This is a genomic window from Nitrobacter sp. 62-13 (assembly GCF_001896955.1).
Classification (GTDB): Bacteria; Pseudomonadota; Alphaproteobacteria; order Rhizobiales; family Xanthobacteraceae; genus Nitrobacter.
This window is the reverse complement of sequence record NZ_MKRN01000203.1, coordinates 27,252-54,100: the sequence shown is the minus strand read 5'-3', so window position 1 is coordinate 54,100 and position 26,849 is coordinate 27,252. Positions and strand designations below refer to the sequence as shown.

The 26,849-nt window shown below is 63.4% G+C and carries 27 protein-coding genes; 17 read left to right on the top strand and 10 right to left on the bottom strand.

Annotated features, from left to right (window positions below; translation table 11 throughout):
• Window positions 1-130: 130 nt before the first annotated feature.
• The 4 genes from tatB to BGN91_RS16275 all read left to right on the top strand — a co-directional run bounded on the left by tatB (window position 131) and on the right by BGN91_RS16275 (window position 4,471).
• Window positions 131-700, top strand: a complete 570-nt coding sequence (gene tatB, locus BGN91_RS16290) for a Sec-independent protein translocase protein TatB (protein ID WP_292614949.1) — start codon at window positions 131-133, stop codon at window positions 698-700.
• On the top strand, window positions 697-1,506 hold the full coding sequence (gene tatC / locus BGN91_RS16285; protein ID WP_292614947.1) for a twin-arginine translocase subunit TatC: 810 nt from the start codon (window positions 697-699) through the stop codon (window positions 1,504-1,506). The genes tatB and tatC overlap by 4 nt, the downstream gene beginning before the upstream one ends.
• Before the next feature lie 200 nt (window positions 1,507-1,706).
• Window positions 1,707-3,143 carry a serine--tRNA ligase gene (gene serS / locus BGN91_RS16280; RefSeq protein WP_292614945.1) on the top strand — a complete coding sequence of 479 codons (1,437 nt, stop codon included), beginning with the start codon at window positions 1,707-1,709 and terminating at the stop codon, window positions 3,141-3,143.
• On the top strand, window positions 3,143-4,471 hold the full coding sequence (locus tag BGN91_RS16275; RefSeq protein ID WP_292614943.1) for a chloride channel protein: 1,329 nt from the start codon (window positions 3,143-3,145) through the stop codon (window positions 4,469-4,471). The genes serS and BGN91_RS16275 overlap by 1 nt, the downstream gene beginning before the upstream one ends.
• Window positions 4,472-4,519: 48 nt before the next feature.
• On the opposite strand, the gene BGN91_RS16270 is transcribed toward BGN91_RS16275, so the two are convergent.
• A complete protein-coding gene (locus BGN91_RS16270; protein ID WP_292614941.1) occupies window positions 4,520-4,720 on the bottom strand; it encodes a hypothetical protein in 201 nt (66 codons plus the stop codon).
• A 201-nt stretch (window positions 4,721-4,921) separates the two neighbouring features.
• Between BGN91_RS16270 and surE the strand changes: the two genes are divergently transcribed.
• The gene (gene surE / locus BGN91_RS16265; RefSeq protein WP_292614939.1) at window positions 4,922-5,689 is read left to right on the top strand and encodes a 5'/3'-nucleotidase SurE; all 768 of its coding nucleotides are present in this window, start codon (window positions 4,922-4,924) and stop codon (window positions 5,687-5,689) included.
• A 79-nt stretch (window positions 5,690-5,768) separates the two neighbouring features.
• On the opposite strand, the gene BGN91_RS16260 is transcribed toward surE, so the two are convergent.
• A complete protein-coding gene (locus tag BGN91_RS16260; protein ID WP_292614937.1) occupies window positions 5,769-6,158 on the bottom strand; it encodes a response regulator in 390 nt (129 codons plus the stop codon).
• A gap of 310 nt (window positions 6,159-6,468) precedes the next feature.
• Between BGN91_RS16260 and BGN91_RS16255 the strand changes: the two genes are divergently transcribed.
• Complete coding sequence (locus BGN91_RS16255) at window positions 6,469-7,122, top strand: protein-L-isoaspartate(D-aspartate) O-methyltransferase (RefSeq protein WP_292614936.1); 654 nt, start codon at window positions 6,469-6,471, stop codon at window positions 7,120-7,122.
• Between the two features lie 158 nt (window positions 7,123-7,280).
• A complete protein-coding gene (locus tag BGN91_RS16250; RefSeq protein ID WP_292614934.1) occupies window positions 7,281-8,612 on the top strand; it encodes a LysM peptidoglycan-binding domain-containing M23 family metallopeptidase in 1,332 nt (443 codons plus the stop codon).
• A gap of 152 nt (window positions 8,613-8,764) precedes the next feature.
• On the opposite strand, the gene BGN91_RS16245 is transcribed toward BGN91_RS16250, so the two are convergent.
• Window positions 8,765-9,727, bottom strand: a complete 963-nt coding sequence (locus BGN91_RS16245) for an ATP-binding protein (RefSeq protein ID WP_292614932.1) — start codon at window positions 9,725-9,727, stop codon at window positions 8,765-8,767.
• A gap of 248 nt (window positions 9,728-9,975) precedes the next feature.
• Here BGN91_RS16245 and yajC point away from each other — a divergent pair, with 248 nt between their 5' ends.
• The 5 genes from yajC to BGN91_RS16220 all read left to right on the top strand — a co-directional run bounded on the left by yajC (window position 9,976) and on the right by BGN91_RS16220 (window position 14,493).
• Window positions 9,976-10,377 (top strand): preprotein translocase subunit YajC, encoded by a 402-nt coding sequence (gene yajC, locus BGN91_RS16240; RefSeq protein WP_292614930.1) that lies wholly within the window; start codon window positions 9,976-9,978, stop codon window positions 10,375-10,377.
• A gap of 12 nt (window positions 10,378-10,389) precedes the next feature.
• Entirely contained in the window at window positions 10,390-11,988 is a 1,599-nt protein-coding gene (gene secD / locus BGN91_RS16235) for a protein translocase subunit SecD (protein WP_292614928.1), read from the top strand.
• A gap of 16 nt (window positions 11,989-12,004) precedes the next feature.
• Complete coding sequence (gene secF, locus BGN91_RS16230; protein WP_292614926.1) at window positions 12,005-13,150, top strand: protein translocase subunit SecF; 1,146 nt, start codon at window positions 12,005-12,007, stop codon at window positions 13,148-13,150.
• Window positions 13,147-13,533, top strand: coding sequence for an Mth938-like domain-containing protein (locus BGN91_RS16225; protein ID WP_292614924.1), 387 nt, complete (start codon window positions 13,147-13,149; stop codon window positions 13,531-13,533). Before secF ends, BGN91_RS16225 begins: the two co-directional genes overlap by 4 nt.
• Before the next feature lie 96 nt (window positions 13,534-13,629).
• Window positions 13,630-14,493: a squalene/phytoene synthase family protein gene (locus tag BGN91_RS16220; RefSeq protein WP_292614922.1), complete on the top strand. Its 864-nt coding sequence runs from the start codon at window positions 13,630-13,632 to the stop codon at window positions 14,491-14,493.
• A gap of 3 nt (window positions 14,494-14,496) precedes the next feature.
• On the opposite strand, the gene BGN91_RS16215 is transcribed toward BGN91_RS16220, so the two are convergent.
• From BGN91_RS16215 to BGN91_RS16205, 3 genes are all read right to left on the bottom strand, one after another.
• A complete protein-coding gene (locus BGN91_RS16215; RefSeq protein WP_292614920.1) occupies window positions 14,497-15,597 on the bottom strand; it encodes a serine/threonine protein kinase in 1,101 nt (366 codons plus the stop codon).
• Between the two features lie 24 nt (window positions 15,598-15,621).
• On the bottom strand, window positions 15,622-17,055 hold the full coding sequence (gene trmFO / locus BGN91_RS16210; protein WP_292614918.1) for a methylenetetrahydrofolate--tRNA-(uracil(54)-C(5))-methyltransferase (FADH(2)-oxidizing) TrmFO: 1,434 nt from the start codon (window positions 17,053-17,055) through the stop codon (window positions 15,622-15,624).
• Window positions 17,056-17,323: 268 nt separating this feature from the next.
• Complete coding sequence (locus tag BGN91_RS16205) at window positions 17,324-18,259, bottom strand: DUF2189 domain-containing protein (protein ID WP_292614916.1); 936 nt, start codon at window positions 18,257-18,259, stop codon at window positions 17,324-17,326.
• A gap of 452 nt (window positions 18,260-18,711) precedes the next feature.
• On the opposite strand from BGN91_RS16205, the gene BGN91_RS16200 reads away from it, so the two are divergent.
• Window positions 18,712-19,083, top strand: coding sequence for a DUF3597 domain-containing protein (locus BGN91_RS16200; RefSeq protein WP_292614914.1), 372 nt, complete (start codon window positions 18,712-18,714; stop codon window positions 19,081-19,083).
• 51 nt (window positions 19,084-19,134) lie between these two features.
• On the opposite strand, the gene BGN91_RS16195 is transcribed toward BGN91_RS16200, so the two are convergent.
• Together BGN91_RS16195 and BGN91_RS16190 are read right to left on the bottom strand one after the other, a co-directional pair.
• Window positions 19,135-19,407: a GNAT family N-acetyltransferase gene (locus BGN91_RS16195; RefSeq protein WP_292614912.1), complete on the bottom strand. Its 273-nt coding sequence runs from the start codon at window positions 19,405-19,407 to the stop codon at window positions 19,135-19,137.
• A gap of 394 nt (window positions 19,408-19,801) precedes the next feature.
• Entirely contained in the window at window positions 19,802-20,083 is a 282-nt protein-coding gene (locus tag BGN91_RS16190) for a GNAT family N-acetyltransferase (RefSeq protein ID WP_292614910.1), read from the bottom strand.
• A 299-nt stretch (window positions 20,084-20,382) separates the two neighbouring features.
• On the opposite strand from BGN91_RS16190, the gene BGN91_RS16185 reads away from it, so the two are divergent.
• Window positions 20,383-20,793, top strand: a complete 411-nt coding sequence (locus tag BGN91_RS16185) for an NADH:ubiquinone oxidoreductase subunit NDUFA12 (RefSeq protein WP_292614908.1) — start codon at window positions 20,383-20,385, stop codon at window positions 20,791-20,793.
• A 187-nt stretch (window positions 20,794-20,980) separates the two neighbouring features.
• On the opposite strand, the gene BGN91_RS16180 is transcribed toward BGN91_RS16185, so the two are convergent.
• Complete coding sequence (locus BGN91_RS16180) at window positions 20,981-22,723, bottom strand: FecR domain-containing protein (RefSeq protein WP_292614907.1); 1,743 nt, start codon at window positions 22,721-22,723, stop codon at window positions 20,981-20,983.
• Window positions 22,724-22,869: 146 nt separating this feature from the next.
• On the opposite strand from BGN91_RS16180, the gene BGN91_RS16175 reads away from it, so the two are divergent.
• From BGN91_RS16175 to BGN91_RS16165, 3 genes are all read left to right on the top strand, one after another.
• Window positions 22,870-23,022, top strand: a complete 153-nt coding sequence (locus BGN91_RS16175; protein WP_292614905.1) for a hypothetical protein — start codon at window positions 22,870-22,872, stop codon at window positions 23,020-23,022.
• A gap of 188 nt (window positions 23,023-23,210) precedes the next feature.
• A complete protein-coding gene (locus BGN91_RS16170; RefSeq protein ID WP_292614904.1) occupies window positions 23,211-24,134 on the top strand; it encodes a DUF2155 domain-containing protein in 924 nt (307 codons plus the stop codon).
• A gap of 205 nt (window positions 24,135-24,339) precedes the next feature.
• A complete protein-coding gene (locus tag BGN91_RS16165) occupies window positions 24,340-26,097 on the top strand; it encodes a HAMP domain-containing methyl-accepting chemotaxis protein (RefSeq protein WP_292614902.1) in 1,758 nt (585 codons plus the stop codon).
• Between the two features lie 72 nt (window positions 26,098-26,169).
• Here BGN91_RS16165 and aat read toward each other — a convergent pair whose 3' ends face one another.
• Entirely contained in the window at window positions 26,170-26,844 is a 675-nt protein-coding gene (gene aat / locus BGN91_RS16160; RefSeq protein ID WP_292614901.1) for a leucyl/phenylalanyl-tRNA--protein transferase, read from the bottom strand.
• Window positions 26,845-26,849: the final 5 nt, after the last annotated feature.

The window sequence follows — 26,849 nt, the reverse complement described above, 5'->3', positions numbered from 1 at the left end:
CGGTCCGACGTCGGCAAGACGGTCTGACGCGACACGGCTGCAAGGTCGCGAATCCGCGGCAATGATGCGAGGACGAAGGCACGGCAGAGCTGTCGACGCGCGTTGATCCCTCGCGTGAGCGGAAGATTTCATGTTCGATATCGGCTGGAGTGAACTGGTCGTCATCGCGGTCGTCGCGCTGATCGCCATCGGCCCGAAAGAGCTGCCGGGCGTGCTGCGAACGCTCGGACAGTGGATGGGCAAGGCGCGCCGGATGGCCGCCGAATTCCAGGGCCAGTTCAACGAAGCGATGCGCGAGGCCGAAATGGCCGACCTGAAAAAATCCTTCGACGAGGTGCGCGACGCGACCAGCGGATTGACCAGCGGCAAGCTGATGACAAGGCTGAGCGAATCGCTGGGCGAGCCGCCGAGGCTCGAGGACCTCGACAAACCTGCGCCCGGCGAGCCGGCGTCCGAGAAGCCGGCGGCGTCCGTCGGCGATGCTTCCGAAAGCCTGCTGGCTCCGCCGGAGGCCGCGGTCCCCGAGACGGGCGCGGCGGCGGACGCCGGTGGATCGGCATCAGAGAGGCCCGCATCCGAGCCGCTGGCGATCACGCGCAATTTTCAGAGTACCGCTCCCGCCAAGCCGGATCCGGTCCCGCATGAGACGCCGGATGAGGTCGGCAACGACGAAGCGGTCAAGGATGCCAAAGCGTCATGAGCGTAGAAGACATCGAGGCCAGCAAGGCCCCGCTGATGGATCACCTGATCGAGCTGCGCTCGCGGCTGATCAAGGCGCTGGTCGGCTTCGGCGTCGCGTTCATTTTCTGCTTCTTCTTCGCCAAGCAGATCTACAACGTCCTGATATGGCCGTTCGTCTGGGTCGCGGGGCCGGAGAATTCGAAATTCATCTACACCGCGCTGCTCGAATACTTCATCACCCAGTTGAAGCTCGCGCTGTTCGGCGCGGGCTTTATCTCGTTTCCGATCGTGGCGACGCAGATCTACAAATTCGTGGCGCCGGGTCTCTACAAACACGAACGTAACGCGTTCCTGCCGTACCTGATCGCCACCCCGGTTTTCTTCGTGCTCGGCTCGCTGGTGGTGTATTTCGTCGTGCTGCCGATGATCGTGCGCTTCTCGCTCGGCATGCAGCAGATGTCCGGTCCCGAAACCGCGCAGATCCAGTTGCTGCCCAAGGTCGGCGAATTCCTGTCGCTGACGATGTCGCTGATCTTCGCCTTCGGCATCGCCTTTCAACTGCCGGTGATCCTTACGCTGCTCGGGCGGATCGGCGTCGTCACCTCGAAAATGCTGCGCGCCAAGCGCCGCTATTTCATCGTCGCAGCTTTCGTCATCGCGGCGGTGCTGACGCCGCCCGACGTGCTGAGCCAGACCTCGCTGGCGCTGCCGCTGCTCCTGCTCTACGAAGGCTCGATCATCGCCGTCGGCATGGTCGAGAAGAAGGCCGCCAAAGCGGCCGGCGCGACCGCCACCTCGCCCCCGGAGGGAAATCCGGCGGAGTAGGGCGGGTCCGCTGGGCTAATCTGCTATCATCTCCCCGATTCCCGTCGTCATCGTCCGCCAATGGGTCCGGCTTCGGCGGGCGATCCGGTATTCCGGACCGCCAAAGGTTTCCAATCCCGCCCATTCGGGTTACTGGATGCCCGCTTTCGCGGGCATGACGCCGCTGGTCTGGCCGCTTCTTTTCTTTTGGACTGACTTCCATGCACGACATCAAGGCGATCCGCGACAATCCGCAAGCATTCGATGAAGCGCTGAAGCGGCGCGGGCTGGCTCCCGCCTCGCCGTCGCTGCTCGCGATCGACGAGAAGCGCCGCGCGGCGATTCTGGTGTCGGAGCAGGCGCAGGCGCGGCGCAACGCGGCCTCAAGGGAAATCGGCGAGGCCAAGAAGGCCAAGGATGAGGCGCGCGCCGCGAAGCTGATGGCCGAGGTCGCCGAACTCAAGACCACCATGCCGCAAATGGAAACCGCGGCGAAGACGGCGGACGAGGAGTTGAGAAAGGCGCTGGCCGAGATTCCGAACCTGCCGCTCGACGAGGTGCCCGAGGGTGCCGACGAGCACGGCAACGTGCAGCATCATATTTTCGGAAAAAAACGCGACTACGCATTCACGCCGAAACCGCATGACGATCTCGGCGGCGCGCTCGGCGACATGGATTTCGAGGCGGCGGCGAAACTGTCCGGCGCGCGCTTCGTCGTGCTGAAACGAGGACTGGCGCGGCTCGAACGCGCCATCGGGCAATTCTTCCTCGATGTCCATACCGGCGAGCACGGCTACACCGAAGTCAATCCGCCGCTGCTTGTGCGCGACGATGCGATGTTCGGCACGGCGCAATTGCCGAAGTTTCGGGAGGATCAATTCGCGGCTTCATCTTCTTTGGATCGATTCGAAGAGATGGCTGCCCAAATTCACATGATCAACTTCCGGTTTCCCCAATGGGTTGAAAACGGAGTACTAAAATTAACGTTAGACCGATTGGACAAAGCGCGCGAATTTATCTCAAAAGAATCGTTAGTAAACCATCATTGGCTCATTCCCACCGCCGAAGTCCCGCTCACTAACCTCGTTCGCGAATCCATCCTCGATGAAAAAGAACTGCCGCTGCGCTTCACCGCGCTGACGCCGTGTTTCCGCGCCGAAGCGGGCGCGGCGGGGCGCGACACCCGCGGCATGATCCGCCAGCACCAGTTCAGCAAGGTCGAACTGGTCTCGATCACGACGCCGGAAGCATCAAAAGACGAGCACGAGCGCATGTTGTCATGCGCGGAAGAAGTGCTGCGCCGGCTCGATCTGCATTACCGCGTGATGACGCTGTGCACCGGCGACATGGGCTTCGCTTCGCAAAAGACCTACGACATCGAGGTGTGGATGCCGGGGCAGGGTGAGGGCGGCGCTTACCGCGAGATTTCGTCCTGCTCGGTGTGCGGCGATTTCCAGGCGCGGCGCATGGACGCGCGCTATCGGGCAAACGACGGCAAGCCGCGCTTCGTGCATACGCTGAACGGCTCCGGCACCGCGGTCGGCCGCGCGCTGATCGCGGTGATGGAGACCTATCAGCAGGCCGACGGCTCCATCGCCGTGCCCGACGTGCTGCAGCCCTATATGGGCGGCCTCAAGGCGATCGGCCGCGAGGGATGATGCAGAGACCGCACCTCACCGAACGGCAGTTGCGATCGGTCCGGGTCATCTCGACCCGGTGGCAGCGGCGGGTCATTTTTGTCGCGGGCGGCCTTGCCGTCGGCGCGGCTGCGGTGGGATTGACGCAGGCCTCGGACCTGGCCCAGTTCCTGTTCGCGCGGCTGCTCGAGAAATGGCGCTACGCGTCGTTCGTCGTCACTCCGCTCGGATTCGTGCTGTCGGTGTTTCTTACCTCGCGCTTCTTTCCGAATTCGCAAGGCAGCGGCATTCCGCAGGCCATCGCCGCGCGTCAGCTCGGCGACTACGAGGCGCGCGGCCGGCTGGTTTCGTTCCGCATCGCCGTGGGAAAGATTCTTCTGACGGTGCTGGGATTGCTTTGCGGCGCCTCCGTCGGGCGCGAGGGGCCGACGGTGCAGGTCGGCGCGTCCGTCATGTTCGCGATCGGGCGGATGTCGCCGCGCCGCCAGCCCGGACTGATCCTTGCGGGAGCGGCTGCCGGCGTCGCCGCGGCCTTCAACACGCCGCTTGCGGGAATCGTCTTCGGCATCGAGGAAATGAGCCGCGCATTCGAGGTTCGCACCAGCGGCCTGATCATCGGCACCGTGATCGCGGCCGGGCTGACCTCGCTGGCGCTGGTCGGGAATTACGCCTACTTCGGCCACACCGCGACCACGCTCGGCCATGGCGTCGACTGGCTGGCGGTGCCGATCTGCGGCGTCGTCGGCGGCCTTGCCGGCGGATTGTTCAGCCGTCTTGTGATCCTGCTGGCGTTCGGGCTTCCGGGACGGCTCGGCTCGCTCATCAAGCGCCATCCGCTTCCGTTTGCGTTCGCATGCGGGCTCGGCGTCGCCGTGTGCGGATACCTGTCCGGCGACACGATCTACGGCACGGGCTATGCGCAGGTGAAACACGCGTTGGAGAGCGGCGCGCCGCTACCCGAGAGTTTCGGATTGCTGAAGCTGCTCGCAACCCTGCTCTCGACCGTGAGCGGCATTCCCGGCGGTATCTTTTCACCCTCGCTCGCGGCTGGCGCGGGCCTCGGATCCAACGTGGCCCATTTTTTTCCGGGCACGCCGCTGGGCGCAATCCTGCTGCTCGGCATGGTGTCCTATTTCGCGGGCGTGGTGCAGGCGCCGATCACCGCCTTCGTGATCGTGACGGAAATGACCGATAATCACGCCATGGTGGTGCCGCTGATGGCGGCGGCGCTGATTGCCTATGGCAGTTCGCGGCTGGTCTGCAAGGAAGGCGTCTATCACGCACTGGCCAAGGGGTTCTTGCAACGCGCCCGCGCGGACAGCGCCTGCGCGACCGGAAACGCGCCGTGACGGCAGAATGGTCCGGGACGGCGCGTGTGACGCCGCCCTCGGAGATTTTCAGGGAATGCACGTCCCGCCGTTGTGGTGAGGCGTGTAGGTCGCGCCGCAGACCTGACCGCCGGTCACCCAGACGGCGAAGCCGTAACCGCCGACCCTGACCTCGATTCCAACATAGTCCTTGTCGGCGACGACGGTGATCTCGCCGCCGCCGACCGCATTGAGTTCGCCTGCGGTCAGCTCTCGTATGTCGCTATGCATCTGTCGCTCCTGTCATAAAACCGGGCATTCCCGGTCGCGACATCCGGCATAGACGCATGGTTCAGCCGGCGATGTGAGATGCGTCACTCGAACGAAAAAATCCTCCGAGCCGGCCGGACCGTCGGGTTTGCCAGGCCCGGCCGGGCCGGATAAGAGGTGGCCGAACGGCGCTGGCAGCGGCCGAAAAAGGCAACCTCACGAATGCGAATTCTCTGCACCAACGACGACGGCATCAACGCGCCGGGCCTCACGACCATCGAGCAAATCGCAAGGGAGTTATCCGACGATGTCTGGGTGGTCGCGCCCGAGCACGATCAATCCGGCGTCTCGCATTCGCTGTCGCTCAACGATCCGCTGCGGCTGCGCGAAGTCGGACCGCGTCATTTCGCGGTAAAGGGCACGCCGACCGATTGCGTGATCATGGGATCGCGGCACATTCTCGGCAAAAAGGGGCCGGATCTCGTGTTGTCCGGGGTCAATCGGGGGCGCAACGTCGCCGAGGACGTGGTGTATTCCGGCACCATCGCCGGCGCGCTCGAGGGCACGATGCTCGGCCTGCCGTCGTTCGCGCTGTCGCAGGAATTCAGCATGGAGACCGGCGACAGGCCGGTGTGGGAAACCGCGCTCACGTTCGGGCCGCAGATTCTGCGCAGAGTGATCGACGCCGGCATTCCCAAAAACACGGTGGTCAATGTCAATTTTCCGGCCTGTGCGCCGGAGGAGGTGGCAGGGGTGCTGGTGACGCGGATGGGCAAGCGCAATCTCGGCTTTCTCAAGATCGTCGAACGCCGCGACGGCCGCGGCAATCCGTATTTCTGGATCGGATTCGAGAAGGCCGATGCTGCGGATACCCCGGCGGCGGGGACCGATCTCGCCGCGATCGCGTCGCGGTGCGTCTCGGTGACGCCGCTGCGGCTGGATCGCACCGACGATGCTTTCCTCGAGGTCCTGACGACGGCCTTGAAGTAGGGTGGGCCGTTGGTTTCTCTCGCAGGAAAAATGATGCCGGACGGCTGACCGGCGCTACGATTGCCGGCCACCGCGATGTTCAGGTGCGCTCGGCTGCGGCGGTGCCGTTGAGCGTGCTCTCGATCATGACCGCGAGGTTTTCCATCTGAAATGGTTTTTGCAACGCCGGGCGGTTGCGATATTCCGGCGGCAGGCCCTGCATGCCGTAGCCGGTTGCGAAAATGAAAGGCCGGTTGCGGCCCTCGATCACTTCGGCCACAGGGGAAATCAGCTTTCCGTTGACGTTGACGTCGAGGATAGCGATGTCGAAGTTGGCGGTCTGCGCGAGCTTGAGCGCGTGATCGATGTCGCCGGATTCGGCGGCGATGCTGTATCCCAGCTCCTCCAGCATGTCCGCGACCATCATGCGGATCATGACCTCGTCCTCGACGAGGAACACCGAGCCACCGGGCGGCTTTACGGGCGCCATAGAAAAGATCCGATCCCTTCAATTCCTGCTACAGAATCGCAAATTACGCTGACGAAGGCAATGCAATGCCGCCGCCGCCGGCGGGATGATAAGGTATTGCGGGGGCGATTGCAGCTTCTCCTTAGGGTGTAAATTGGGGGGTGGCGGCCCCGTGGCCAAGGGGTGGCGCGGGCCGGCTCTGCCGGCCGGGAACAAAAATTTGACTCCTCGGATTGACCCGGCAGACGATCCGCGCAGATTGCATCACCTTGTCTTGATGTCATCTTGATTTCCCGCTGCGGCCAAGCGCCAGCGCTCGAGAGTTCACCTGATGCCTTTCGTCGATCGTCCGCCGCCCGAGAAGATGATGTTTCAGCTCAATCTGCGGCGACGCGGCATCAGCGATCAGCGCGTGCTGCGCGCGATGGACGACGTCCCGCGCGATGTCTTCGTGGAGGAGGCCGATCGCGACGATGCGTGGCTGGACACCGCGCTCGGCATTGCCTGCGGCCAGACCATCAGCCAGCCTTTCGTCGTGGCCTATATGACCGAGCGGCTGGAATTGCGCGACGATAACCGGGTGCTGGAGATCGGCACGGGCTCCGGTTACCAGGCCGCAATTTTGTCGCATCTGTGCCGGGAGGTCGTGACCATCGAGCGATTTCGCGAGCTTGCCGATCGCGCTCGCTCCCGACTGGAGCAACTCGGTTGCGATAACGTCGAGGTCATGCTGGGCGATGGCTTCGACATTCCTGCGGAAGCGGGACAGTTCGACCGTATTCTGGTGACGGCGGCGATGGAGCAGATTCCGGACGCGCTGATAGCCCGGATCGAGCCCGGCGGGCTTCTGATCGCACCGGTCGGGCCGCACAACGGACGGCAGACGCTGATCCTTCTCCGGCGGACCACCGCCGGATTGGTCCGCAAGGAGCTGATCGACGTCCGCTTCGTGCCCGCGCTGCCGGGTATCGCCCGCGAACTTTAGCCCGAATAAAAGTTTGCCGACTGTGTAGCGCCCTCCGCGAATTTCGGAGCGCGCAAACTTTGGTCGCTGCCGCAATGCGTTGTTCGAACGGTTAAAGCCTTGTTTACTCGGGGCGTGTTTAGTCGATTTTGTAGTTAAGTTGCGTCGAGTGAGTAACCATGTCCCGTGTCGTCGAGGTGCTTTGCTCGCGTCGCGTACCGCAGGTCGCGGTGCTGGCGCTGGTGTCGATCGGTTTTGCCGGATGCAGTGCGGACATGTCCTCGCGCCTTGCGCAGATGGACAGTGGTCCGCAGCAATCAAGTGGTTTCGGATGGCAGCGCGAGTCGACCGGCTCGGTGGCGCCGGCGCCCGCAGCCCCTGTCGTCCGTCGCGAGTTGCCGCAGTACTCGCGGTCGCAATATCAGTCCCAGCCGTTGCCGCCACCGATCTCGACGCCGAAAACCTATCCGGTGGCGTCAAGCGCCTCTGGTAACGGGCGAAGCGTCCACTCGTATACGCCGCCGGCACGTCCGATCGAGTCCACCAAGCCTGTCGCATCACGGGACGGCTGGAACCACAACGGCGGCACCCCGATCATCGTCGGTACCAGCGACACGCTGGAGGGGCTGTCGCACCGCTATGGCGTCTCGACCGCCGAAATCCTCAAGGCCAACGGCTACCGTGGTCCGCGCCGGTTGCAGCCCGGCCAGCAACTGATCATTCCGAAGCGCGCAGCGGCGGCGGAAACCCATGCCGCTCCGGCCGCGAAGCCCGTCGCGGTCGCTGAGGCCGCCTCCGCCGTCCACTACGTCAATCGCGGCGACACGCTGATGAGCATCGCGCGCCACAATCATATCGCGGTCGGCGAGCTCGCCCGCGCCAACGGCCTGCGACCGGGTGCGACGTTAAAGGTCGGCATGAAGATAACGGTGCCGACGAAGGTTGCCGCCGTGGCCGCCCAGCCTGTTGCTGCTGCGGCCGCGCCTCCCGCTGCGGCTGCGCCTGTGGTTCACACCGCGGCGGCGGCGCCGGAAGGGCCGGTGCAAAAAGTCAACCTCGCGGTTGCGACGACGACGCCCGAGGAGGCCGTGGTCAAGCCGGCGGCGAAAACCGCCGAAGCGACCGGGGCGCTGCCGACATTCCGCTGGCCGGTGCGCGGCCGCGTGATCGCGGCCTACGGCGCCCGGACCAACGGCAAGTCAAATGATGGCATCAACGTCGCGGTGCCCGAGGGGACGCCGGTGAAGGCTGCCGAGGATGGCGTCGTTGCTTATGCCGGCAACGAACTCAAGGGTTACGGCAACCTGATCCTGGTTCGGCACCCCAACGGTTACGTGACCGCATATGCCCATGCGAGTGAATTGTTGGTGAAGCGCGGGGATACCATCAAGCGCGGCCAGGTCATTGCCAAGTCGGGTCAGTCGGGCGAAGCGGCGTCGCCGCAGCTCCACTTCGAGATCCGAAAAGGATCTTCACCGGTTGACCCGCTTCATTTCCTCAGCGGGGCGTGAGGCCGGCAGCATCACCGATGCGGCGCCGTCACCGCGAACGCAGGTGATCCGGTATCCGGAGCGTCTCGCGCTGATTGAAAAGGACAAGGCGCGCGATGCCCGCCGTCGCGGGTATCATGTCGGGTTTTGCAAGAGACGTCTGCCTGCAAGAACTATTTCGTCGTGATCCGTACGCCGAGTCGTCCCGCCAGTTCCTGCGTGAACTGCCAGGCGACGCGTCCAGATCGCGAGCCCCGCGTGGTCGCCCATTCCAGCGCTTCGCGTTCAAGGTCGGCGTCGTCGAGTTCGATGCCGAAGTGGGCGCAATAGCCGCGCACCATCGCGAGATATTCGTCCTGGCTGCAACGATGGAAGCCGAGCCAGAGGCCGAAGCGGTCCGACAGGGAGACCTTTTCCTCGACGGCCTCGCCGGGATTGATCGCGGTCGATCGCTCGTTCTCGATCATGTCGCGCGCCAGCAGGTGGCGGCGGTTCGACGTCGCGTACAGGATGACGTTGTCGGGGCGTCCCTCGATGCCGCCCTCGAGCACCGCTTTCAGCGATTTGTAGGAGGCGTCATTGCCGTCGAATGACAGGTCGTCGCAGAACACGATGAAACGGAATTCCGATGAGCGGAGCTGTTCCATCAGGCCCGGCAGGCTCTCGACGTCCTCGCGGTGAATTTCGATCAGCTTGAGCCGGCCGCCGGCCTGGGCGTTGACGCTCGCATGCGCCGCCTTGACCAGCGACGACTTGCCCATGCCGCGCGCGCCCCAGAGCAGGGCGTTGTTCGCGGGCAGGCCCTTGGCGAAGCGTTCGGTGTTCTCGATCAGGATGTCGCGCATCCGGTCGATTCCCTTGAGCAGGCCGAGGTCGACCCGGCTGACGCGCGGCACCGGTATCAGCCGTCCCTCCGGATGCCAGACGAAGGCGTCCGCGCGTGTCAGCGCAGCGCCGTTGTCGGGTTTTGTCGCCGCGGACATGGCTGCGGCGATCGCCTCGAGCGCGCTCGCGATCCGTTCGTCGGCGGCAGGCGCCGCGGCCGGTTTCGGACGTGTTGTCGCGCCGCTGCCGCGGCTGCCCGCGCGAGCCTTCGGCGTTTTACGGGAGCCGGTTTTCCCTGACTTTCTCGCCATCTTTGCCTTTCTTGAGCGCGCGCTTTTAGTCAGAGCATGGTCCCGAAAGTGGAAACCGGTTTTCGGATGAGATCATGCTCAATTAGAACAGGGACCCGGGCCCCCGCAAGCAGCCGAAATAATGAGGCCCGATCAAGGGTCTGGCGGCGTTGCAATTGGGACCGTGGCCGCTATAGTCCGCGCGAATTTGCTTCGACCGGGCGACTCTGCCGTCGCGCCGGCCTGCTCCGTTTCAAGGAATCGTCCGAATGTTCATGACCCCCGCGTTTGCTCAGGCCGCCGGTGCCGGCGATACCAACAACCTGCTGATGTCGCTGCTGCCGTTCGCGCTGATCTTCATCATCATGTATTTTCTGATTATTCGGCCTCAGCAGAAAAAGGCGAAAGAGCATAACGAGCTTGTGAAGAATATCCGCCGCGGCGACACCGTCATCACGACAAGCGGTCTCGTCGGAAAGGTCACCAAGGTGGTGGACGACGACCAGATCGAGTTCGAAATCGCGGACGGCGTCCGGGTGCGGCAGATGCGGCAGATGATTTCGATCGTCCGCGCCAAGGGAGAGCCGGCGAAGGGTGAGCCGACCAAGGGTGAAGCGGCAAAGGGACGCGCCAAGGGCGAGGACGCCAAGGACGACAACGCCGCAAGCTGACGGGTTATCTCGATGCTGTACTTTACGCGGTGGAAAGCGCTGGCGATCGTCGTAACCGCCTTCCTGGTCTGCCTGTGCGCGGTGCCGAACTTCTTTCCGGAAGCGCAGGTCAAGACCTGGCCGAAATGGGCGCAGCGCCACCTCGTGCTGGGACTCGATCTTCAGGGCGGCTCATATCTGCTGCTCGAGGTCGATTCCAACTACGTCAAGAAAGAGAAACTCGATCAGGTCCGCGACGACGCACGCAAGACGCTGCGCGACGCGCGGATTGCCTATACCGGCCTTGCCGTCAAGAACGGCGCTGTCGAAGTGCGCATCAGCAAGGATGATGAATTCCAGACCGCGCTCGGCAAGTTGCGCGATCTGTCGCAGCCGCTCGGAGGCCTGCTCGGCTCCAGCGGTCAGCGCAGTCTCGAAGTCAGTGGTGAGGGCGGGCTGATCCGCTTGACGGTTCCACAAGCCGCGGTCACCGACCGTATCCGCCAGTCTGTCGAGCAATCGATCCAGATCATCGAGAAGCGCGTCAACGAACTCGGCACTGTCGAGCCGCTGATCCAGCGTCAGGGCACTGACCGCATTCTGGTTCAGGTGCCGGGACTGCAGGATCCGACGCGGCTGAAGGAAATCCTCGGCAAGACCGCGAAGATGGACTTCCGCATGGTCGATTCGAGCGTGTCGCCCGAGCAGGCCCTGCAGGGCCGGGTGCCCGCCGATTCCGAAGTGCTGATGAGTTCGCAGGCGCCCAAGACGCCTTATGTCGTCAAGAAGCAGGTGCTCGTCTCCGGCGGCGACCTGACCGACGCGCAGCCCGGATTCGACTCGCGCACCAGCGAGCCGATCGTGACCTTCCGCTTCAACAGCAACGGCGCGCGCAAGTTCGCGCAGGCGACATCGGAAAACGTCGGACAGCCGTTCGCCATCATTCTCGACAACGAGGTGATCTCCGCGCCGGTCATCCGCGAACCGATCACCGGCGGCTCCGGGCAGATTTCCGGGAATTTCACGGTGCAGGAGGCCAACGACCTTGCGATCCTGCTGCGCGCCGGCGCGCTGCCGGCGCCGCTGACGATCATCGAGGAACGCACCGTCGGTCCCGGCCTCGGACAGGATTCGATCGAAAAAGGCGAACTCGCCGCCTATGTCGGTTCGATCATGGTCATCCTGTTCATGCTGCTGACCTATCGGCTGTTCGGGGTGTTCGCGAATATCGCTGTCGCCGTCAACGTCGCCATGATTTTCGGCGTGTTGTCGCTATTGAACGCGACGCTGACGCTGCCCGGCATCGCCGGCATCGTGCTGACCGTGGGCATCGCCGTCGATTCCAACGTGCTGATCTATGAGCGCATCCGCGAGGAGATCCGCGGCGGCCGCACCGCGATTTCGGCGATCGACGCCGGCTTCAAGCGGGCGCTGGCGACGATTCTGGATTCCAACATCACGACGTTCATTGCCGCCGCAGTGCTGTTCTACATCGGCACCGGCCCGGTGCGCGGCTTCGCCGTGACGCTCGGCATTGGCATCATCACCACGGTGTTCACCGCATTCGAGGTGACCCGGCTGATCGTCGCGACATGGGTGCGCTGGAAGCGGCCGCAAAACGTGCCGATCTGATGACGCGGAGCCGGCTGTGACTCACTGGATTTTGCTCGGGCTCGGTGCCCTCATCGTCGTGCTGACCATCGTCAGTTGGTTCGGCCTGCTGCCGTCGCTGCGGATCGTCCCCGACGACACGCATTTCGACTTCACGCGCTTCCGCCGCATCAGCTTTCCGATTTCGGCGGTGCTGTCGATCGTCGCCATCACGCTGTTCTTCACGCACGGCTTGAATTTCGGCATCGATTTCAAGGGTGGCACGCTGCTCGAGGTTCAGTCGAAGTCGGGCGATGCGAACCTGGCGAGCATGCGCAGCACGCTGAACGGCCTCGGTCTCGGCGAGGTCCAGCTTCAACAGTTCGGCGGCCCGACCGAAGTGCTGATCCGCGTTGCCGAGCAGCCGGGCGGCGACGCCGCGCAGCAGGCGGCGGTGCAGAAGGTGCGGGGCGCGCTGGGCGACAGCGTCACCTATCGCCGCGTTGAGGTGGTCGGCCCGCGCGTGTCCGGCGAGCTGCTCGCCTACGGCATGGTCGGCCTGATGCTGGCGATCCTCGGCATCCTGATCTATCTGTGGTTCCGGTTCGAGTGGCAGTTCGCGCTCGGCGCCATGATCGCCAACGTGCACGATATCGTGCTGACGATCGGCTTCATGTCGATCTCGCAGGTCGATTTCGATCTCACCAGCATCGCCGCGCTTCTGACCATTCTGGGCTACTCGCTGAACGACACTGTCGTTATTTACGACCGCATCCGCGAGATGCTGCGGCGCTACAAGAAAATGCCGATGCCGGCGTTGCTCAACGAGTCGATCAACTCGACCTTGTCGCGCTCGATCATCACCCACGTCACGGTCACGCTGGCGCTGCTTGCGCTGCTGCTGTTCGGCGGACCGGCCATTCACAGCTTCACCGCCGTGATGATGTTCGGCGTGGTGCTGGTCGGCACCTACACCTCGATCTTCATCGCCGCGCCGATTCTGATCTATCTTGGTGTCGGCGACCATCGCGCCGATGTCGAGGAGAAGCCGGCCAAGCCTGAGGTCGCCATTTCCGACAAGGCGGCCAAGCAGCCCGAGACGGCCAAGCCCGAGAAGACAGCCAGGTCCGAGGAGACGGCTAAACCAGAAAAACCGGTCAAGCCCGAAAAGCCGGCCAAAGCTCGGAAGCCATCGAAGCCGTGAGCGGCGACCTGCCGGAGGTGCCGCACCTGCCGCGGCCTGCGGCGATCGAGGCCTATGGCAGCGGCGGTTTCCGTTTCGACACCATGTCGCACCGCGGCTCGCTGCTGTGCCTGCCGGACGGCATCTGGGCGTGGCCCGTGACCCGCCCGCATGAGATCGACCGCCATGCGCTGGCGCGCGTCTTCGCAGACTCGGCCGCGATCGATACATTGCTGATCGGCACCGGCACCGAGGTCTGGCTTGCTCCTTCCGAACTGCGCGACGCCCTGCGCCGCGTCAGCGTCGGAGTGGATACCATGCTGACCGGAGCGGCGATCCGGACTTACAACATCATGCTGGGCGAGCGGCGCCGGGTCGCGGCGGCGCTGATAGCCGTTCCATGACAACCTCACCGCACCGGCAGCGCCTGACGGCGCTGATAGCCGTTCCATGACAAGCGCGATGACGAAACGGTACCCGACGATCCTGTGGGTGACGTCATGAGTGGCGGGGCATCTGAAAGTTCGTCCGCCGCGTTCTGCACGGAGCTTGTGCGCAACCACGATTTCGAAAACTATGCGTCGACGCTGTTCGCGCCGCTGCGTTGCCGCCGCGCGCTGCTGGCCCTTTATGCCTTCAACGTCGAGATCGCCAAGGTTCGGGAGCAGATCACGCAGCCGCTGCCGGGCGAAATCCGCCTGCAATGGTGGGCCGATATGCTCGCGGGCGCCGGCCACGGCGGGGTCGAAGGCAATCCGGTCGCGGCCGAACTGTTGCTCGCGGTTCGTGACCATGGTCTGCCGGTCGAGCGTCTGTCGCGGCTGATCGAGGCGCATCAATTCGACCTCTACAACGATCCGATGCCGCACATGATGGCGCTCGAACAATATCTCTGCGATACGTCATGCGCGCTGTTTTCGCTCGCCGCGCGCGTCGTCGGACACGAGACCGATGCGATGGATCATCTGGCGCACCACGCCGGCCTTGCGCACGGCATCGCGCAGGTGATCGCGCGGCTGGGTTTTGACGCGTCGCGGCGGCAGTCGTTCGTGCCGCTGCAATTGCTGGAGCAGCACGGCGTCGATCCGGAAAAGATGTTTGCGGGCCAGGACACGCCGGCGCTTCGCGCGGCCCTCCGCGCACTCGCGGAAGACGCGCGATCGCATCTGAAAAATGCGATGGCCATGCTGCCGGACGTCCCGCCGGACTCGCGAACAGTTTATCTTTCGCTCGCGATGGTGCGCCGTGCGTTGAACGCCCAGGCTCGCGCGGATAACGATCCCTTCATGCCGCGGCCCGCATCGCGGCTGCGCATTCTGTGGACGTTGTGGCGCGCCTCCCGCGCGAGGCCGTGTCGCGGCTGACGATCAGGATGGGAGTGCCTGGTCGGTCGAAGCAAAGTTGAAGCGGTCGCGCAGGTTTTTCCGGCTCTCCAGGATGCCGCGGAAGAACTCACGGTCCGCGGGGCTGGTGATCAGCGGCTCGATCAGATCGATCTGGTTCATCGCGATGAGCTGCAGGATTTCCGTGCGCACCTTGCCGCTCGCGTCGCGCGGCAGATGAGGAACGACTTGGATATGCTCCGGGGACTTTGGTTCGCGCGCCGAGCCGAGCGCCGAGCGCAACTGCGCTTCCAGTCCGGCTTGATCGGCTTCCACAAAGGCGTACAGCCCGACGCCGCTGCGGCGGTCGGCGAATGCGACGATGGCGGCGTCGCGCACCGCGGGGTTTTGTTTGATGCGCGCGATCAGCACCGGTGCGTCGTTGACGAGCCGACGGCCACCGCCTTCGCGGTCGGTGAAGCTGAACAGCCCGCGCGTGATGGCCTGATACACCTTTTTGCCGGTCATCAGCCAGATCCGCGCGATAACCGACTTGCGTGCAAGAATCCTGCGCTCGCGCGGCGTCAGGGCATCCGGCGCATACGTGCGCTTGTGCTTCAGGAGATGCCGCAGGTCTTCGTAAGCGGCGATGCGAAACAGCGGCGAGCGGCGCGTGAAGCAGGCCGCAAGCTGGAAGTCGGTCAGGTAGGCGCGGCCGTCGCTGCCGCGCAGCCAGTTCTGTTCCTTGGCGAGATCGTTGTGGCAGATGCCGGCGCGATGCAGCCTGCGCAGCGCCAGCTTGGCGGATCGAAAATATGCGAGGTCGTCATAAGGCTTGGCAAGATGCAGCGCCACGCCGTCGACAAAGCTGCGCACCAGCGAGCGGCGGCCGTTCCACAACAGCTTCGGGCCGACGCCGAGATCGCGTGCGAGCGTCAATGCCTTGCGTTCGCGCTCGAACAGGTGCCGCGCGACGGGATAAGACCACCACGGCACCTGATCGAGCCGCCGCAGCACCGCGCCGACCTCGCCGGAGTCCGTTCGGAAACGTCCGCGCTCGACGGTTGAAAACACGTCGCGTTTCAGCAGGACACCCTCGGTCCAGGTTGTGGACAGGAATGCGGCGTCCTGTTTCGGAAGAGACATGAACGATCCTGAAAGTGCGTTGAACTATGCCGCTGCCGCCGGACGAAGCGCATCCGCGATCCAGCGGTCGAGATCGGTGAGCGCGCGGGCGCAGATCGCCTGTTTTTTCGCTGCCGTCTTTTCGTTGCCGCGCAGCCGCGTGCCATCCGGTTTCTTTGTCGGCGGATTGGCGAGCGGCGGAAACAATCCGAAGTTGATGTTCATCGGCTGGAACGAGCGCGGTCCGGCGTCGATGGTTTCGATGTGGCCGCCGGTGATGTGGCCGAGCAGCGCGCCGAGCGCGGTGGTCGGCGGCGGAGCCGAAAGCATCCGCGCGCGTGCATCGGACGCGGCGTAGAGTCCCGCAATCAGCCCGATGGCGGCGGATTCGACGTAGCCTTCGCACCCCGTCATTTGCCCGGCGAAGCGCAGCCGCGGCTCGGCGCGCAAGCGCATCTGTGCGTCGAGCAGTTTCGGCGAATTCAGGAACGTGTTACGGTGCAAGCCGCCGAGGCGGGCGAACTCCGCGTTTTCAAGACCCGGAATGGTGCGGAAAATGCGGGTCTGCGCGCCGTGCTTCAGCTTGGTCTGGAATCCGACGATGTTGTAAAGTGTGCCGAGCTTGTTGTCCTGTCGCAATTGAACGATGGCGTAGGGTTTCACCGTGGGCTCGTGCGGATTGGTGAGGCCGACCGGCTTCATCGGACCATGGCGCAAGGTCTCGCGGCCGCGCTCCGCCATGACCTCGATCGGCAGGCAGCCGTCGAAGTAGGGCGTGTCGGTCTCCCAGTCCTTGAAGGCGGCTTTCTCGCCCTCGATCAACGCCTCCACGAAGGCGTGATACTGTGCCTCGGTCAGCGGGCAGTTGATGTAATCGGCGCCGCTGCCGCCCGGACCAACCTTGTCATAGCGCGACTGGAACCAGGCCTTCGACATATCGATGGAGTCGCGGTGCACGATCGGCGCGATCGCGTCGAAAAAAGCCAGGGCGGATTCATCGGTGAGCGTACGGATCGCATCGGCGAGCGGAGCCGAGGTGAGGGGACCGGTAGCGACGATGACATTGCGCCAGTCCGGCGGCGGCAGGCCGGCGACCTCGGCCCGGCTGATCTCGATCAACGGATGATCGCCGAGAGCTTTGGTCACGGCGGACGAAAAGCCCTCGCGATCCACCGCCAGCGCGCCGCCGGCCGGCACCTGATTGGCGTCGGCACAGCGCATGATCAACGATCCCAGCCGGCGCATCTCGGCATGAAGCAGCCCGACCGCGTTGTTCGCCGCATCGTCGGAGCGGAACGAATTGGAGCAGACAAGTTCGGCCAGGCCGCCGGTCTGGTGTGCCGCTGTCATCCGGTGCGGCCGCATCTCGTGCAACACCACCCGAACGCCGCTATTGGCAACCTGCCAGGCGGCTTCCGAGCCGGCGAGGCCGGCCCCGACGACATGGACGGCGGCGCTGGAGAAGTCGATCTGTGTCATGGGCGAAGGGGTAGCGCGTTTTCCGGCCAAGGGGAATCGCCTTTCCGGCTGCAGCGATCACAGAATAAACGGCGCGCCGCTTTCCGTTGCGTGAGGCTATTGCATCCATCCAGTAATAATGAATGAATATTCATTGCTACTGGAGGTCCGCACTTTCAAGAATCCGGCGGTCAGCGTGGGCGTGGCCACGGGGGATTTACTGACGTTCCTTGCGCGACGGCCGTCTCGATTGCTCGAGACGGCCGCATGAACGCGCGTACGTCTTCCATCAATCCGAACTATCGAAGAATTGTTGCTTGCGCCCGTAAGGAGGGAACAAGACGGACGGGAAATCCGCCGCATAACGCTTTTCCCTCTCAACCGGCGGGATCTCGTGCGATGGCGAGGTCAAGGGAGTTTCGATCGCCTTGCGGTAGAGGTGCCATGTCGCATGACCGAGCAACGGCATCACGATGGTAAGGCCGAGGAAGAAGGGAATCGTTCCGAGCACCAGCAGGACAGCAACGATCAAACCCCATTCCGCGGCTGCGATCGGATTCTTCGCAACTACGCGCATCGACGTCCACATGGCATCGGTCATGTCGGCATGCTGGTGGAGCATCAGCGGGAACGACACGATGCTGATGCACAAGGCGACGGCCGCAAACAGGAATCCGACGCCGCAGCCGACCACGATCAAGCGCCAGCCCTCAGACGTGGTTAAAACCCGCGTGACAAAATCGGGCACTGCCGATGCTGGCGCGTTGCCGAAGGTGGAGACATAGATCGCATGCGCGGTTGCTACCCAGACGAAGAAAATAACGAGGAGCAGCGCGCCCAATCCGAGCATCGATCCGAACGACGGCGATCGCATCACAGAGAGCGCATGCCATGCGGACGCCTCCATGCCGAGTTCGCGGCGATAGCTCAATTCATAGAGTCCGAGCGCTGCAAACGGCCCGATCAGGGCAAAGCCGGCGGCGATCGGAAACAGCATCGGCAAGACCGAATAGCCGAGCACCATTCGGGCCAGTACGATTCCGAGCACGGGATAGATCACGCAAAGGACTATGGCGTGGCTGGGGACCGCCTTGAAATCTTCCCAGCCCAGCCGCAACGCATCAAGAAGGTCGGAGAGGCCGATGTGCCGGATAACCGGCCTGTCGGTGGCGACCATTCCTGGTTGTAGGCGTGACGGGGCGTCAACAGGATAAGAGGTGGCCATGTTCATTGTCTCCCTTTCGCGGGGCCGAACCTCACGCCGTCAGAAGGCGCAAGTTTTGCCCCTTCGGAAACGATCACGATCAAGCCCAGACGCGAGAGCAAGGAACCTGGTCTTGCCGCGACCTGTAAGGCAATTCTAATCCCTATCTCCGGTTTTCGTTGCTCACGCTTCAGTGATTTTTTTTTGGTCGTCGGATGGTGCGGTAACAGGACGTCATGTCGTCGCGACTTTGAATCGCATGCGAGCGAGCGCATTCGCAAAGCGCGACAATTCAAATGCGACATTGTGATGTCGTCCGCGACAGGCGGCGCATACGTTCCCGCGCGGCCCGCCATTGCCGCATTGGCAAGCCGCAACGAGGCGGCTACTCTTTTCGTGACCGGACGGACACAGACGCGAGGTTCCGCCTCGGCTCGATCTGCACACGATGTGAAGCTATTGGGAGCGGCACAATGAGCATTTTCGGAAAGATCATGGGCGCCATCTTCGGCACGCACGCCGAAGCGGCAACACCTGCGCCTGAAACAGGCGGCGCGGTCACCTCATCAGGCGGTGCGCCCGCAGGCAGCGTTGATGTCGCAGCCATTCTCGACAAGGCCGTCGCCGCCAAGAAGGAAAAGCTGGCATGGCGGACATCGATCGTCGATCTGATGAAGGCGCTCGATATCGACTCCAGCCTGAGCGCCCGCAAGGAACTGGCGAAGGATCTGAAATATTCCGGCGACACCAACGATTCAGCGGCGATGAACATCTGGCTGCACAAGCAGATGATGGCTCAACTCGCAGCCAACGGCGGCAAGCTGCCGCCTGACATGAAGCACTGATGCTGGCTGGCGTCCACTGACGCGGTTGTTTCAAGAGTCTGACTCGCGGGCTCACACCACGCGGTCGGCTTCTTCGGGATGCTTGTCGAGATAGTTGGCGACGAACCCGCAACCGGCGACCACCTTCAGGCCCTCGGCTCGGATCAGCGCCAGCGCGCCCTTGACGAGCAGGGAGGCGATGCCGCGGCCGCGCAGCTCGCGCGGCGTTTCGGTGTGGGTGATGATGACCGTGCCGGGCGCAAGGCGGTAATTCGCGAAGGCAATCCCGCCTTCGACGTCCAGTTCAAAACGGCTCAGATCCTTGTTGTCGTAGACGGCGGCCATGGTTCGCGCGTGGGTTCCTCCACGGGGTCATCATGGCACCACGGCGTTTTCGAGCGAAGTGAAATTCGGTTCGCGTGAAGAAAACGCGTCAAATCAAAAGTCTGAAGCCTTTCGCCGTTTCCGTTAAACGGTGAAGGACACTAGTACCCGCTTTCCGAAGTTCGTGAGACACCGCAACACTCCCTTAACGAACTTCGGAAAGCAAAGGGTACTAGGCAACTTTATGATTCTGGTACCGCTTTCGATTTGAAATTCCCGAAGACGAACCCGCTGCAAGTGGTGCAGGAATTTCAAATCGGCGGTACTAGCCGGGCGATCCCGACGGCGCATCGGGGCCACGCAGGACCGCCTTTTCAAGAACGCGGCCGTGGTTGAGACGATGTCGCGCCCATCCTCACAAATTCGGCCTCAGCAGATCGGCATAATCCGGATGCTTCTCGAGCCAGTCTTTCACGAAGGGGCATTGAGCGCCGACCCTGAATCTGTCGGCGCGCACTTGATCCATTGCGCCTTGCACGAGTTCCGAGGCAACGCCCTTGTCTCTGAGTTCGGGCGGAACCTGGGTATGGGTGAACACGATGATGCCGTCCAGAAATCGATAGTAGGCTGCAGCGATGTGCCCGTCCACTTCGAGTTCGTAGCGATGTTTTTCCATGTTGTTGACGACTTCGGACATTTCGCAGCCTTTATGTTTTTCGCGCCTGCAACGGCAACATTCAGGGTTCTATCTTGTCCGTCAACAGCGCGCAGCATTCGATCACGGATACGATATCGCCCGGACGGAGGAGCGGGGGCTCTGTAGGGCAGCTTAGCCGAAGGCGCAACCCGCCAATTTGGACCGATCCGCTTGGATCGATCCGCGCCCGTTGGCCGCAGGCTGGGTCTCGTCATTCGGCTGCGGGTCGTGCTGGACAAGCGCGCGGCGGGATGCCATCAAATCAAGGCGCTATGCCCTTTCGGCGATGGAATCCGGCCATGAAGCAGTTTTTCCTCAAACTCTTTACCTGGTGGAACAGCCAGACCTTCGGCACGCAGCTCTGGACGTGGCGCTTCGGCGAGCTGGTCGGGCAGGACAGCCAGGGCAACCGCTATTACCGGACGCGGGGCGGAAAGATCGACCCGACGCTCGGTTTCGAGCGGCGCTGGGTGGTCTACAACGGCTATACGGAAGCCAGCCGCATTCCGCCGGAGTGGCATGGCTGGATTCATCACATTGTGGATATTCCGCCGACCAAGGAAAACTATAAGCCGCGTGAATGGCAGAAGCCGCATGTGCCGAACATGACCGGGACGCCGGCTGCCTATCGCCCGCCCGGCTCGACGCTGGTGAGCGGCCACCGCCCCAAGGCGACCGGCGATTACCAGCCCTGGACGCCGGGGAAATAGGGCGCTGGGCGCGCCGTATCTCAACCCGCGACACATACCTGCACCGATTGCGTTACGCCGGCCGCGCAACTTGATGGCAGTGCCGTTGCACGGTGCGCTCATTCAGGACGAGCGTGCGATGAAGCGTCAGGTGATGGTCGGACGATTTAACCAAACCCATCCGAGGCCTGGTGCGATTGAGCAATTTTCAGCGCTTGGTCGCTGCAAAAATGCCGCTGCCGAGATAATTGTTGGCGCCTGAAATCGCGACGCTTCCGCCCATCTCGCCGACCGGACTGTTTGGGCCCTGAAAGAAGCTGCCCTGCAACGTCATGTTGCGGCCGCCGACATCGCCCGCGATGGTGCCGCCGAAATTGCGCGGGTCGGTATTGAAATTCACGGTGCCGGAATAATTGGTGCTGTCGAGGTTGGTCACGCTGACCGCGCCGGATCGCGCACCGAAGTCTACGGCGTTGGAGAAGCCGCCGGCGACGAAGCCTGCGCTGTTCACGTTGGCGATGACATGGCCGGTGTAGGTTGCGGTGCCCGTGGTTGGCACATCGCTGATGCTGCCCACCGGCCGACCGGCGACCCAGGTGCCAATAAGCGCTTCGTCCGGCGTCGCATTGCCGTTGGATGCACTGACCGCCCAGAATCCCCAGCGCGTATAATCGCACTGACACGGCGTCAGATTGGGAATCGCGTTGGTGACGACCTGGTTCGCTGCGACGCCGTTGGCCGACACGACCACGCCGGTGACCGCTTTGTTGTTGACGATGGAGTTGTCGGGGATGTTCGCATAAAAATTATTGTAATCGGAATAGCCGCTGTTGGCGGGGCCGGTCGATCCAGTCGATCCGAACTGGAGCAGCGCGTGAATACTGTGCGCGAGCTGCGTGAACGGATTCGCCGGGTCATAGGCGTATATATCCAGAGTGCCCTGAACACGATTGTTGGCCGCGTCGAGGTTGATCGCCGCCGTGCCGGTGATCGGATCTGTAATCGGTGGCTGATAATTCGTATGGTTCTGGTTCAGGTTAACGACGTCCAGTCCCCCGACGTACCCGGTCAGCGTCGCCGAAGGGCGCGGGTTGTTGTCGATAGGCGGCGTGTTGCTGTCGCCCTTCGGCCGATCCGCGATCTCCTGCACCCCCGTCGCCTGATTGGAGGTCTGGATCGACTGGGTGAACGCGGACGTGATCGCGTTGATCTGTTGGACGATGGTGGGCGGAGTGGGAGAGGGCGGCGCGCCCGATCCCGTCACCAGTCCGCCGGGCGATCCGGTCGCGCTGTGCTCTGCGGCTGCGACATTCGCCGCCGATGCCGCGCCCGCGCGCGCGCCGCCCGTTTGGCCGGCGGCGCTCTGAAAGAGCGCGATCTGCCGCTGCACGAATCCCGGCGGGGGCAGGCCGGGCGGAGTCGGCGGACCGCCCGATTGGGTCTGGGTGAATTCACCGGCCCCGAGCGTCACGGTCTGACCGCTGGAGTTCACGGTCATCGTGCCGTAACCGGCATAGATGCCGCCTTTGCCGTCGATCATCATCACGCCGCCGCGGATGCCGATCAAGGCCGACGCGGTCTTGATCTCGGCGTCGCCGTTGTGGCTGATCTGGCCGCCGACGAAACGAAGCGCGCCCTTGCTGAGCGTCGCCGCCAGCTTTCCGGTGTTGGCGCTGGGGTCGTAGACGTATTCGTCGATCGTCAGGTCGCTGTTCGGACCGATGGTCATCGAGGTCTTGTCGAGAAACAGCAGTTGCACCGAGCCGCTGGACTTGGTCTGGATGCGCTCCTTATGCGCGATCGACTGGCCGATGATGATGGTCTTCAGGTTCGCGGTCGCAGCCGGGTTGACCGCCGATGCGGTGCCGACCTGCTGGGCCTGCGCCGTCGCGCCGCAAATCGCCAGCACAGCCGTCGTTATTGCAAGCTGAAGCGCCCCCGTCCGGCTCATGGCAATTCCTCGACACGCAAAACTGAAAAGGCGAGTATAGCCTCGAATATAGCCCTGAACACCACGAACGTGCCAACCCCGTAGACCTACCGAAATACCATTCAAGACTCGAATGATGCCATCTGTTGCTCTAAATCCACTGCCGTATGTTTGCCGCTGAAACCTGGTTACGTCGGGGTGTGCTGACCGGAGTCGAGGGCAGCAAGCGCAAGAAACGGATCAAGCTCGACCGCGATGATGCGCGCTTTTCAGATCTGCCGCGGGAGTTGTCATCGCCGAAGATCGGCGACCATCGCTGATGCGGCTTCATCGGACGCGCCGCGATCTGCGATCCGCGAACCAGACGGCAGAGCATCCAACTGGGTGCGCATGCCGCCCTTTCCCCGCCGCATTCCCCGTGTTAACCGAGCGCCTGCGAGCGGCTTGGAGCCATTAAATTTCTGTACAATGTTCCGGCCCTGATTCGAGCCAGACAAAGCCGCGCGAGATGTTCCGAACCCTTATCATAGCCGGTTGTGCGGCTTTCATGATCGCCGGCCTGATCGCGGCAGCGTCGCCCGCGCGCGCGCAAATCGGAAACATTTTTTCGGATCCCGTGCCGCGCCCGCCGGCTGCCATTCCGCGCGGGCAGGGGACGCCCGAGGACGATGAGGAAGACGTGCCGGATCTGCCGCGGCAGGGCCGCGTGCTGCCGGCGCCGTTGAATCCCGGGCAGGGCGTTGCGCCGCCGGGACCGGTCCAGACCCAGCCGCTGCCTCCGCCCGGCACCACCGTGGTTCCGCAGAACGCGCCCGGTGGCGTTGCGGTCGCGCCGCCTGCGCTCAACCAGCCGTCCGCACAACATCCGCCGCGCTCGGCTCCGCCCGCGCCGGCCACGCTGCAACCGGGCGACGAGGTCGTAACCGAGCCGCCGGCGCAGAAGATCATCAACAAGAAAGCGGTCTTTTCCGGCCTCGACAAGATCACCGGCCGCATCATCCACTTCGACGAGGATGTGGGAGAGACCGTGCAGTTCGGCGCGCTGCGGGTGAAGACCGACGCCTGCTACACGCGTCCCGCGACCGAAGCCGCAAACACGGACGCCTTCGTGGAGGTCGACGAGATCACCCTCCAGGGCGAAGTGAAGCGGATCTTCTCCGGCTGGATGTTCGCGGCGAGCCCCGGTCTGCATGGCGTCGAGCATCCGATCTATGACGTCTGGCTGACCGACTGCAAGGATCCGGAAACGACAGTCGTCAACGCGCAGCCGGATCCCCCGAAACCGGCGCCGCCGCCGCCAGCCAAGCGAACGCCGCGGCAATCCGCACGCCAGCCGCGTCAGCCGGCGCCGCCTCCGCAACCGGCGTCGCCTCCGCCGCCGCCGCAGCAGCAACCTCGCAGCAATCCGTTCTTTCCGCCGTTCGGGCGATAGCCCCGGCAAAAGCGCTACGAGCCCAACCTTGGTTGGTCGTCCGGATGCAAATCTTTCGGCGGCGCTGCCGTAATGTGTCTGGTGCTATAACGATTCATTCGCATTTGAGCGCGATATTGTCCCGTCCCGTTATCGTCGGCGATTCGAAACATTGCTGATCATCCCCATACGGTGACGTAGCCATATTTTTCCGGAGCCACTTGCGATGCGTTTCATTGAAAACCTGCGAATCGGCACAAAGCTCGCAGTTACATCGTTGCTCAGCATCATCATGGTTGTCGCGCTGATCTATGTTCAGATGAGCGGCAGCGATGCGGTGCGCCAAGCCAACGAGAGAGCGGAAAGTCAGAATCTACTCGCAATGAAAGGCATCGAAGCTAAATCGTCGACTCGCGGCATGGTGATCGGAGTTCGTGATATTCGTCTCGCAAGCACGCCGGCGCAGTTGCTGGCCGCACGGGAAGACGTCGTTAATCATTACAACGCTGCACGGGGATTTATCGGTGAGGCCCTCAAGCTTTCGAAGTCGGCTGAAAACCGTGCGCGACTTGAGAAGATGAGCCGGCTTGCCGATCAGTATCTGAACAATGGGGCCAGGCCGATTGCCGCGGTTCGCGGCGAGTTGCTGGAGATCGAGGCGAAACAGGGTGCCGACATGAAGGCCGACGCCGGCGCGCAGCTCGCCAAGCTTGGGCATGAGGCGGTCCGGCTGACGAAGGAAGTCGCCCTCCCGACGGCGAAGGAGCTGGCCGAAGTTTCGGAGAAGGTCGTCGAGTTCGCCAAGGGGCGCGTTGAAGAGGAGAAGGCTGCGGCGGCACGGGAAGAAGCCTCCGCCCAGCGGATTTCGATGATACTTGGTCTCGCGGTCGCCCTGCTGCTGGTCGGCGCCTGCGTCCTGTCGATCGTCACGATCGCCAAACCGATCTCGGCGCTGACCAAATCCATGCTGGAGCTGGCGGAAGGCAATTTCTCCGTCGTGCTGCCAGGACTTGGCCGCAAGGACGAAGTCGGCGCCGTCGCCGCCGCCGTCGAGAGGTTCAAGGTCGTGTCCGAACAAAAAGCTCGCGAGGAAGCCGAAGCCAAGAGGAAGCAGGACGAGATTGCCGCCCAGCAGCGGAAGGCCGACATGATCAAGCTGGCCGATTCGTTCGAAGCCGCCGTAGGCGAGATCGTCGAAACAGTCGCGTCCGCCTCGACCGAACTGGAAGCCTCGGCCAGCACGCTGACCTCCACGGCCGAGCGGGCCCAGCACGTAACCACGACGGTTGCCGCGGCTTCCGAGGAAGCATCGACCAACGTCCATTCAGTCGCCGCCGCAACCGAGGAGCTGGCATCGTCCGTCACCGAGATCGGCCGTCAGGTGCAGGAATCTGCGCGCATTGCCAATGAAGCGGTCGACCAGGCCCGCAAAACCAATGATCGCGTCGGCGAGCTGTCTCGCGCCGCGGGCCGCATAGGAGACGTCGTTGAGCTGATCAACACAATCGCAGGTCAGACAAACCTGCTTGCCCTCAACGCCACGATCGAGGCGGCTCGGGCGGGCGAGGCGGGCCGGGGCTTTGCGGTGGTCGCTTCCGAGGTGAAGGCGCTTGCCGAGCAGACAGCGAAAGCCACCGGCGAGATCGGCCAGCAAATCTCAGGCATCCAGGGCGCGACGCAGCATTCGGTCGACGCCATCAAGGAGATCGGCGGCACGATTGAAAGGCTCTCGGAGATTGCCTCGATCATCGCGGCCGCGGTGGAAGAACAAGGGGCCGCGACGCAGGAAATCTCGCGGAACGTGCAGCAGGCTTCGCAAGGGACCCAGCAGGTATCGTCCAATATCGCTGACGTCCAGCGCGGTGCGACGGAAACAGGCTCAGCCTCGTCGCAGGTGTTGTCGGCCGCGCAGTCGCTATCCAGTGACGGCAACCGGCTTAAGCTCGAAGTCGGGAAATTCCTGAACTCGGTTCGGGCTGCGTAAAGACACCGCGCTGGGCGCGTAAAAGGCGTCCAGCGCGTTCGACTTCAGACCCTGCGGCGAGTCCCCAAGATGTCACGTGCGGCCGGCGAAGACCTGGAGTGCGTCCGCACCTGGCACCGGCCTGTCCAAGGGCAGGGCCCCGAAATCGGCGCGGCCTTCCAGCGCGGCGTCCAGTAGCATCCGGTAACGCCTGCGCGGGATTTCGATCGCGCCGAAACCGCGCAGATGATCGGTCACGAATTGCGTATCAAGCAGCACGAATCCGCCTGCGATCAATCGTGCGACCAGATGCACCAGCGCGACCTTCGACGCGTCCCGCACGACATGAAACATGCTCTCGCCAAAAAAGGCGCGGCCGAGCCTGACCCCGTAAAGACCGCCCGCGAGTTGATCTCCTTGCCAGACCTCGACGCTGTGACAGTGGTTGAGTTCGTGCAAGGCGATGTAGAGTTCGCGAATGCGGCGGTTGATCCAGGTGTTGTCGCGGCCGGGCTGCGGCGCGGCGCAGCCGTCGATCACCGCCTTGAAGGCGGTATCGACCGTGACGGTGAAACTGTCCGATCGCACCGTGCGCGCGAGCCGCGAAGGGATTCGAAAACTTTCGAGCGGTATCACACCGCGCATCTTCGGTTCGACCCAGAACAGCGTCGGGTCGTCGACGCTCTCCGCCATCGGGAAGATACCGCAGGCATAGGCGCGCAGCAGCAACTCGGGCGTGATCTCGGAGGCTGCGGTCTCGCGTGACATCGTTC

Bases quoted from the DNA above. Each gene is read 5' to 3' on its own strand.
- trmFO (WP_292614918.1), bottom strand. From the start codon at position 17,055: ATGACACAGATCGACTTCTCCAGCGCCGCCGTCCATGTCGTCGGGGCC.
- BGN91_RS16200 (WP_292614914.1), top strand. From the start codon at position 18,712: ATGAGCATTTTCGGAAAGATCATGGGCGCCATCTTCGGCACGCACGCC.
- tatB (WP_292614949.1), top strand. From the start codon at position 131: ATGTTCGATATCGGCTGGAGTGAACTGGTCGTCATCGCGGTCGTCGCG.
- BGN91_RS16170 (WP_292614904.1), top strand. From the start codon at position 23,211: ATGTTCCGAACCCTTATCATAGCCGGTTGTGCGGCTTTCATGATCGCC.
- BGN91_RS16190 (WP_292614910.1), bottom strand. From the start codon at position 20,083: ATGTCCGAAGTCGTCAACAACATGGAAAAACATCGCTACGAACTCGAA.
- BGN91_RS16185 (WP_292614908.1), top strand. From the start codon at position 20,383: ATGAAGCAGTTTTTCCTCAAACTCTTTACCTGGTGGAACAGCCAGACC.
- tatC (WP_292614947.1), top strand. From the start codon at position 697: ATGAGCGTAGAAGACATCGAGGCCAGCAAGGCCCCGCTGATGGATCAC.
- surE (WP_292614939.1), top strand. From the start codon at position 4,922: ATGCGAATTCTCTGCACCAACGACGACGGCATCAACGCGCCGGGCCTC.
- BGN91_RS16275 (WP_292614943.1), top strand. From the start codon at position 3,143: ATGCAGAGACCGCACCTCACCGAACGGCAGTTGCGATCGGTCCGGGTC.
- BGN91_RS16260 (WP_292614937.1), bottom strand. From the start codon at position 6,158: ATGGCGCCCGTAAAGCCGCCCGGTGGCTCGGTGTTCCTCGTCGAGGAC.
- BGN91_RS16175 (WP_292614905.1), top strand. From the start codon at position 22,870: ATGTTTGCCGCTGAAACCTGGTTACGTCGGGGTGTGCTGACCGGAGTC.
- BGN91_RS16270 (WP_292614941.1), bottom strand. From the start codon at position 4,720: ATGCATAGCGACATACGAGAGCTGACCGCAGGCGAACTCAATGCGGTC.
- BGN91_RS16245 (WP_292614932.1), bottom strand. From the start codon at position 9,727: ATGGCGAGAAAGTCAGGGAAAACCGGCTCCCGTAAAACGCCGAAGGCT.
- serS (WP_292614945.1), top strand. From the start codon at position 1,707: ATGCACGACATCAAGGCGATCCGCGACAATCCGCAAGCATTCGATGAA.
- BGN91_RS16195 (WP_292614912.1), bottom strand. From the start codon at position 19,407: ATGGCCGCCGTCTACGACAACAAGGATCTGAGCCGTTTTGAACTGGAC.
- BGN91_RS16180 (WP_292614907.1), bottom strand. From the start codon at position 22,723: ATGAGCCGGACGGGGGCGCTTCAGCTTGCAATAACGACGGCTGTGCTG.
- secD (WP_292614928.1), top strand. From the start codon at position 10,390: ATGCTGTACTTTACGCGGTGGAAAGCGCTGGCGATCGTCGTAACCGCC.
- BGN91_RS16255 (WP_292614936.1), top strand. From the start codon at position 6,469: ATGCCTTTCGTCGATCGTCCGCCGCCCGAGAAGATGATGTTTCAGCTC.
- BGN91_RS16165 (WP_292614902.1), top strand. From the start codon at position 24,340: ATGCGTTTCATTGAAAACCTGCGAATCGGCACAAAGCTCGCAGTTACA.
- aat (WP_292614901.1), bottom strand. From the start codon at position 26,844: ATGTCACGCGAGACCGCAGCCTCCGAGATCACGCCCGAGTTGCTGCTG.
- BGN91_RS16215 (WP_292614920.1), bottom strand. From the start codon at position 15,597: ATGTCTCTTCCGAAACAGGACGCCGCATTCCTGTCCACAACCTGGACC.
- BGN91_RS16205 (WP_292614916.1), bottom strand. From the start codon at position 18,259: ATGGCCACCTCTTATCCTGTTGACGCCCCGTCACGCCTACAACCAGGA.
- yajC (WP_292614930.1), top strand. From the start codon at position 9,976: ATGTTCATGACCCCCGCGTTTGCTCAGGCCGCCGGTGCCGGCGATACC.
- BGN91_RS16250 (WP_292614934.1), top strand. From the start codon at position 7,281: ATGTCCCGTGTCGTCGAGGTGCTTTGCTCGCGTCGCGTACCGCAGGTC.
- BGN91_RS16220 (WP_292614922.1), top strand. From the start codon at position 13,630: ATGAGTGGCGGGGCATCTGAAAGTTCGTCCGCCGCGTTCTGCACGGAG.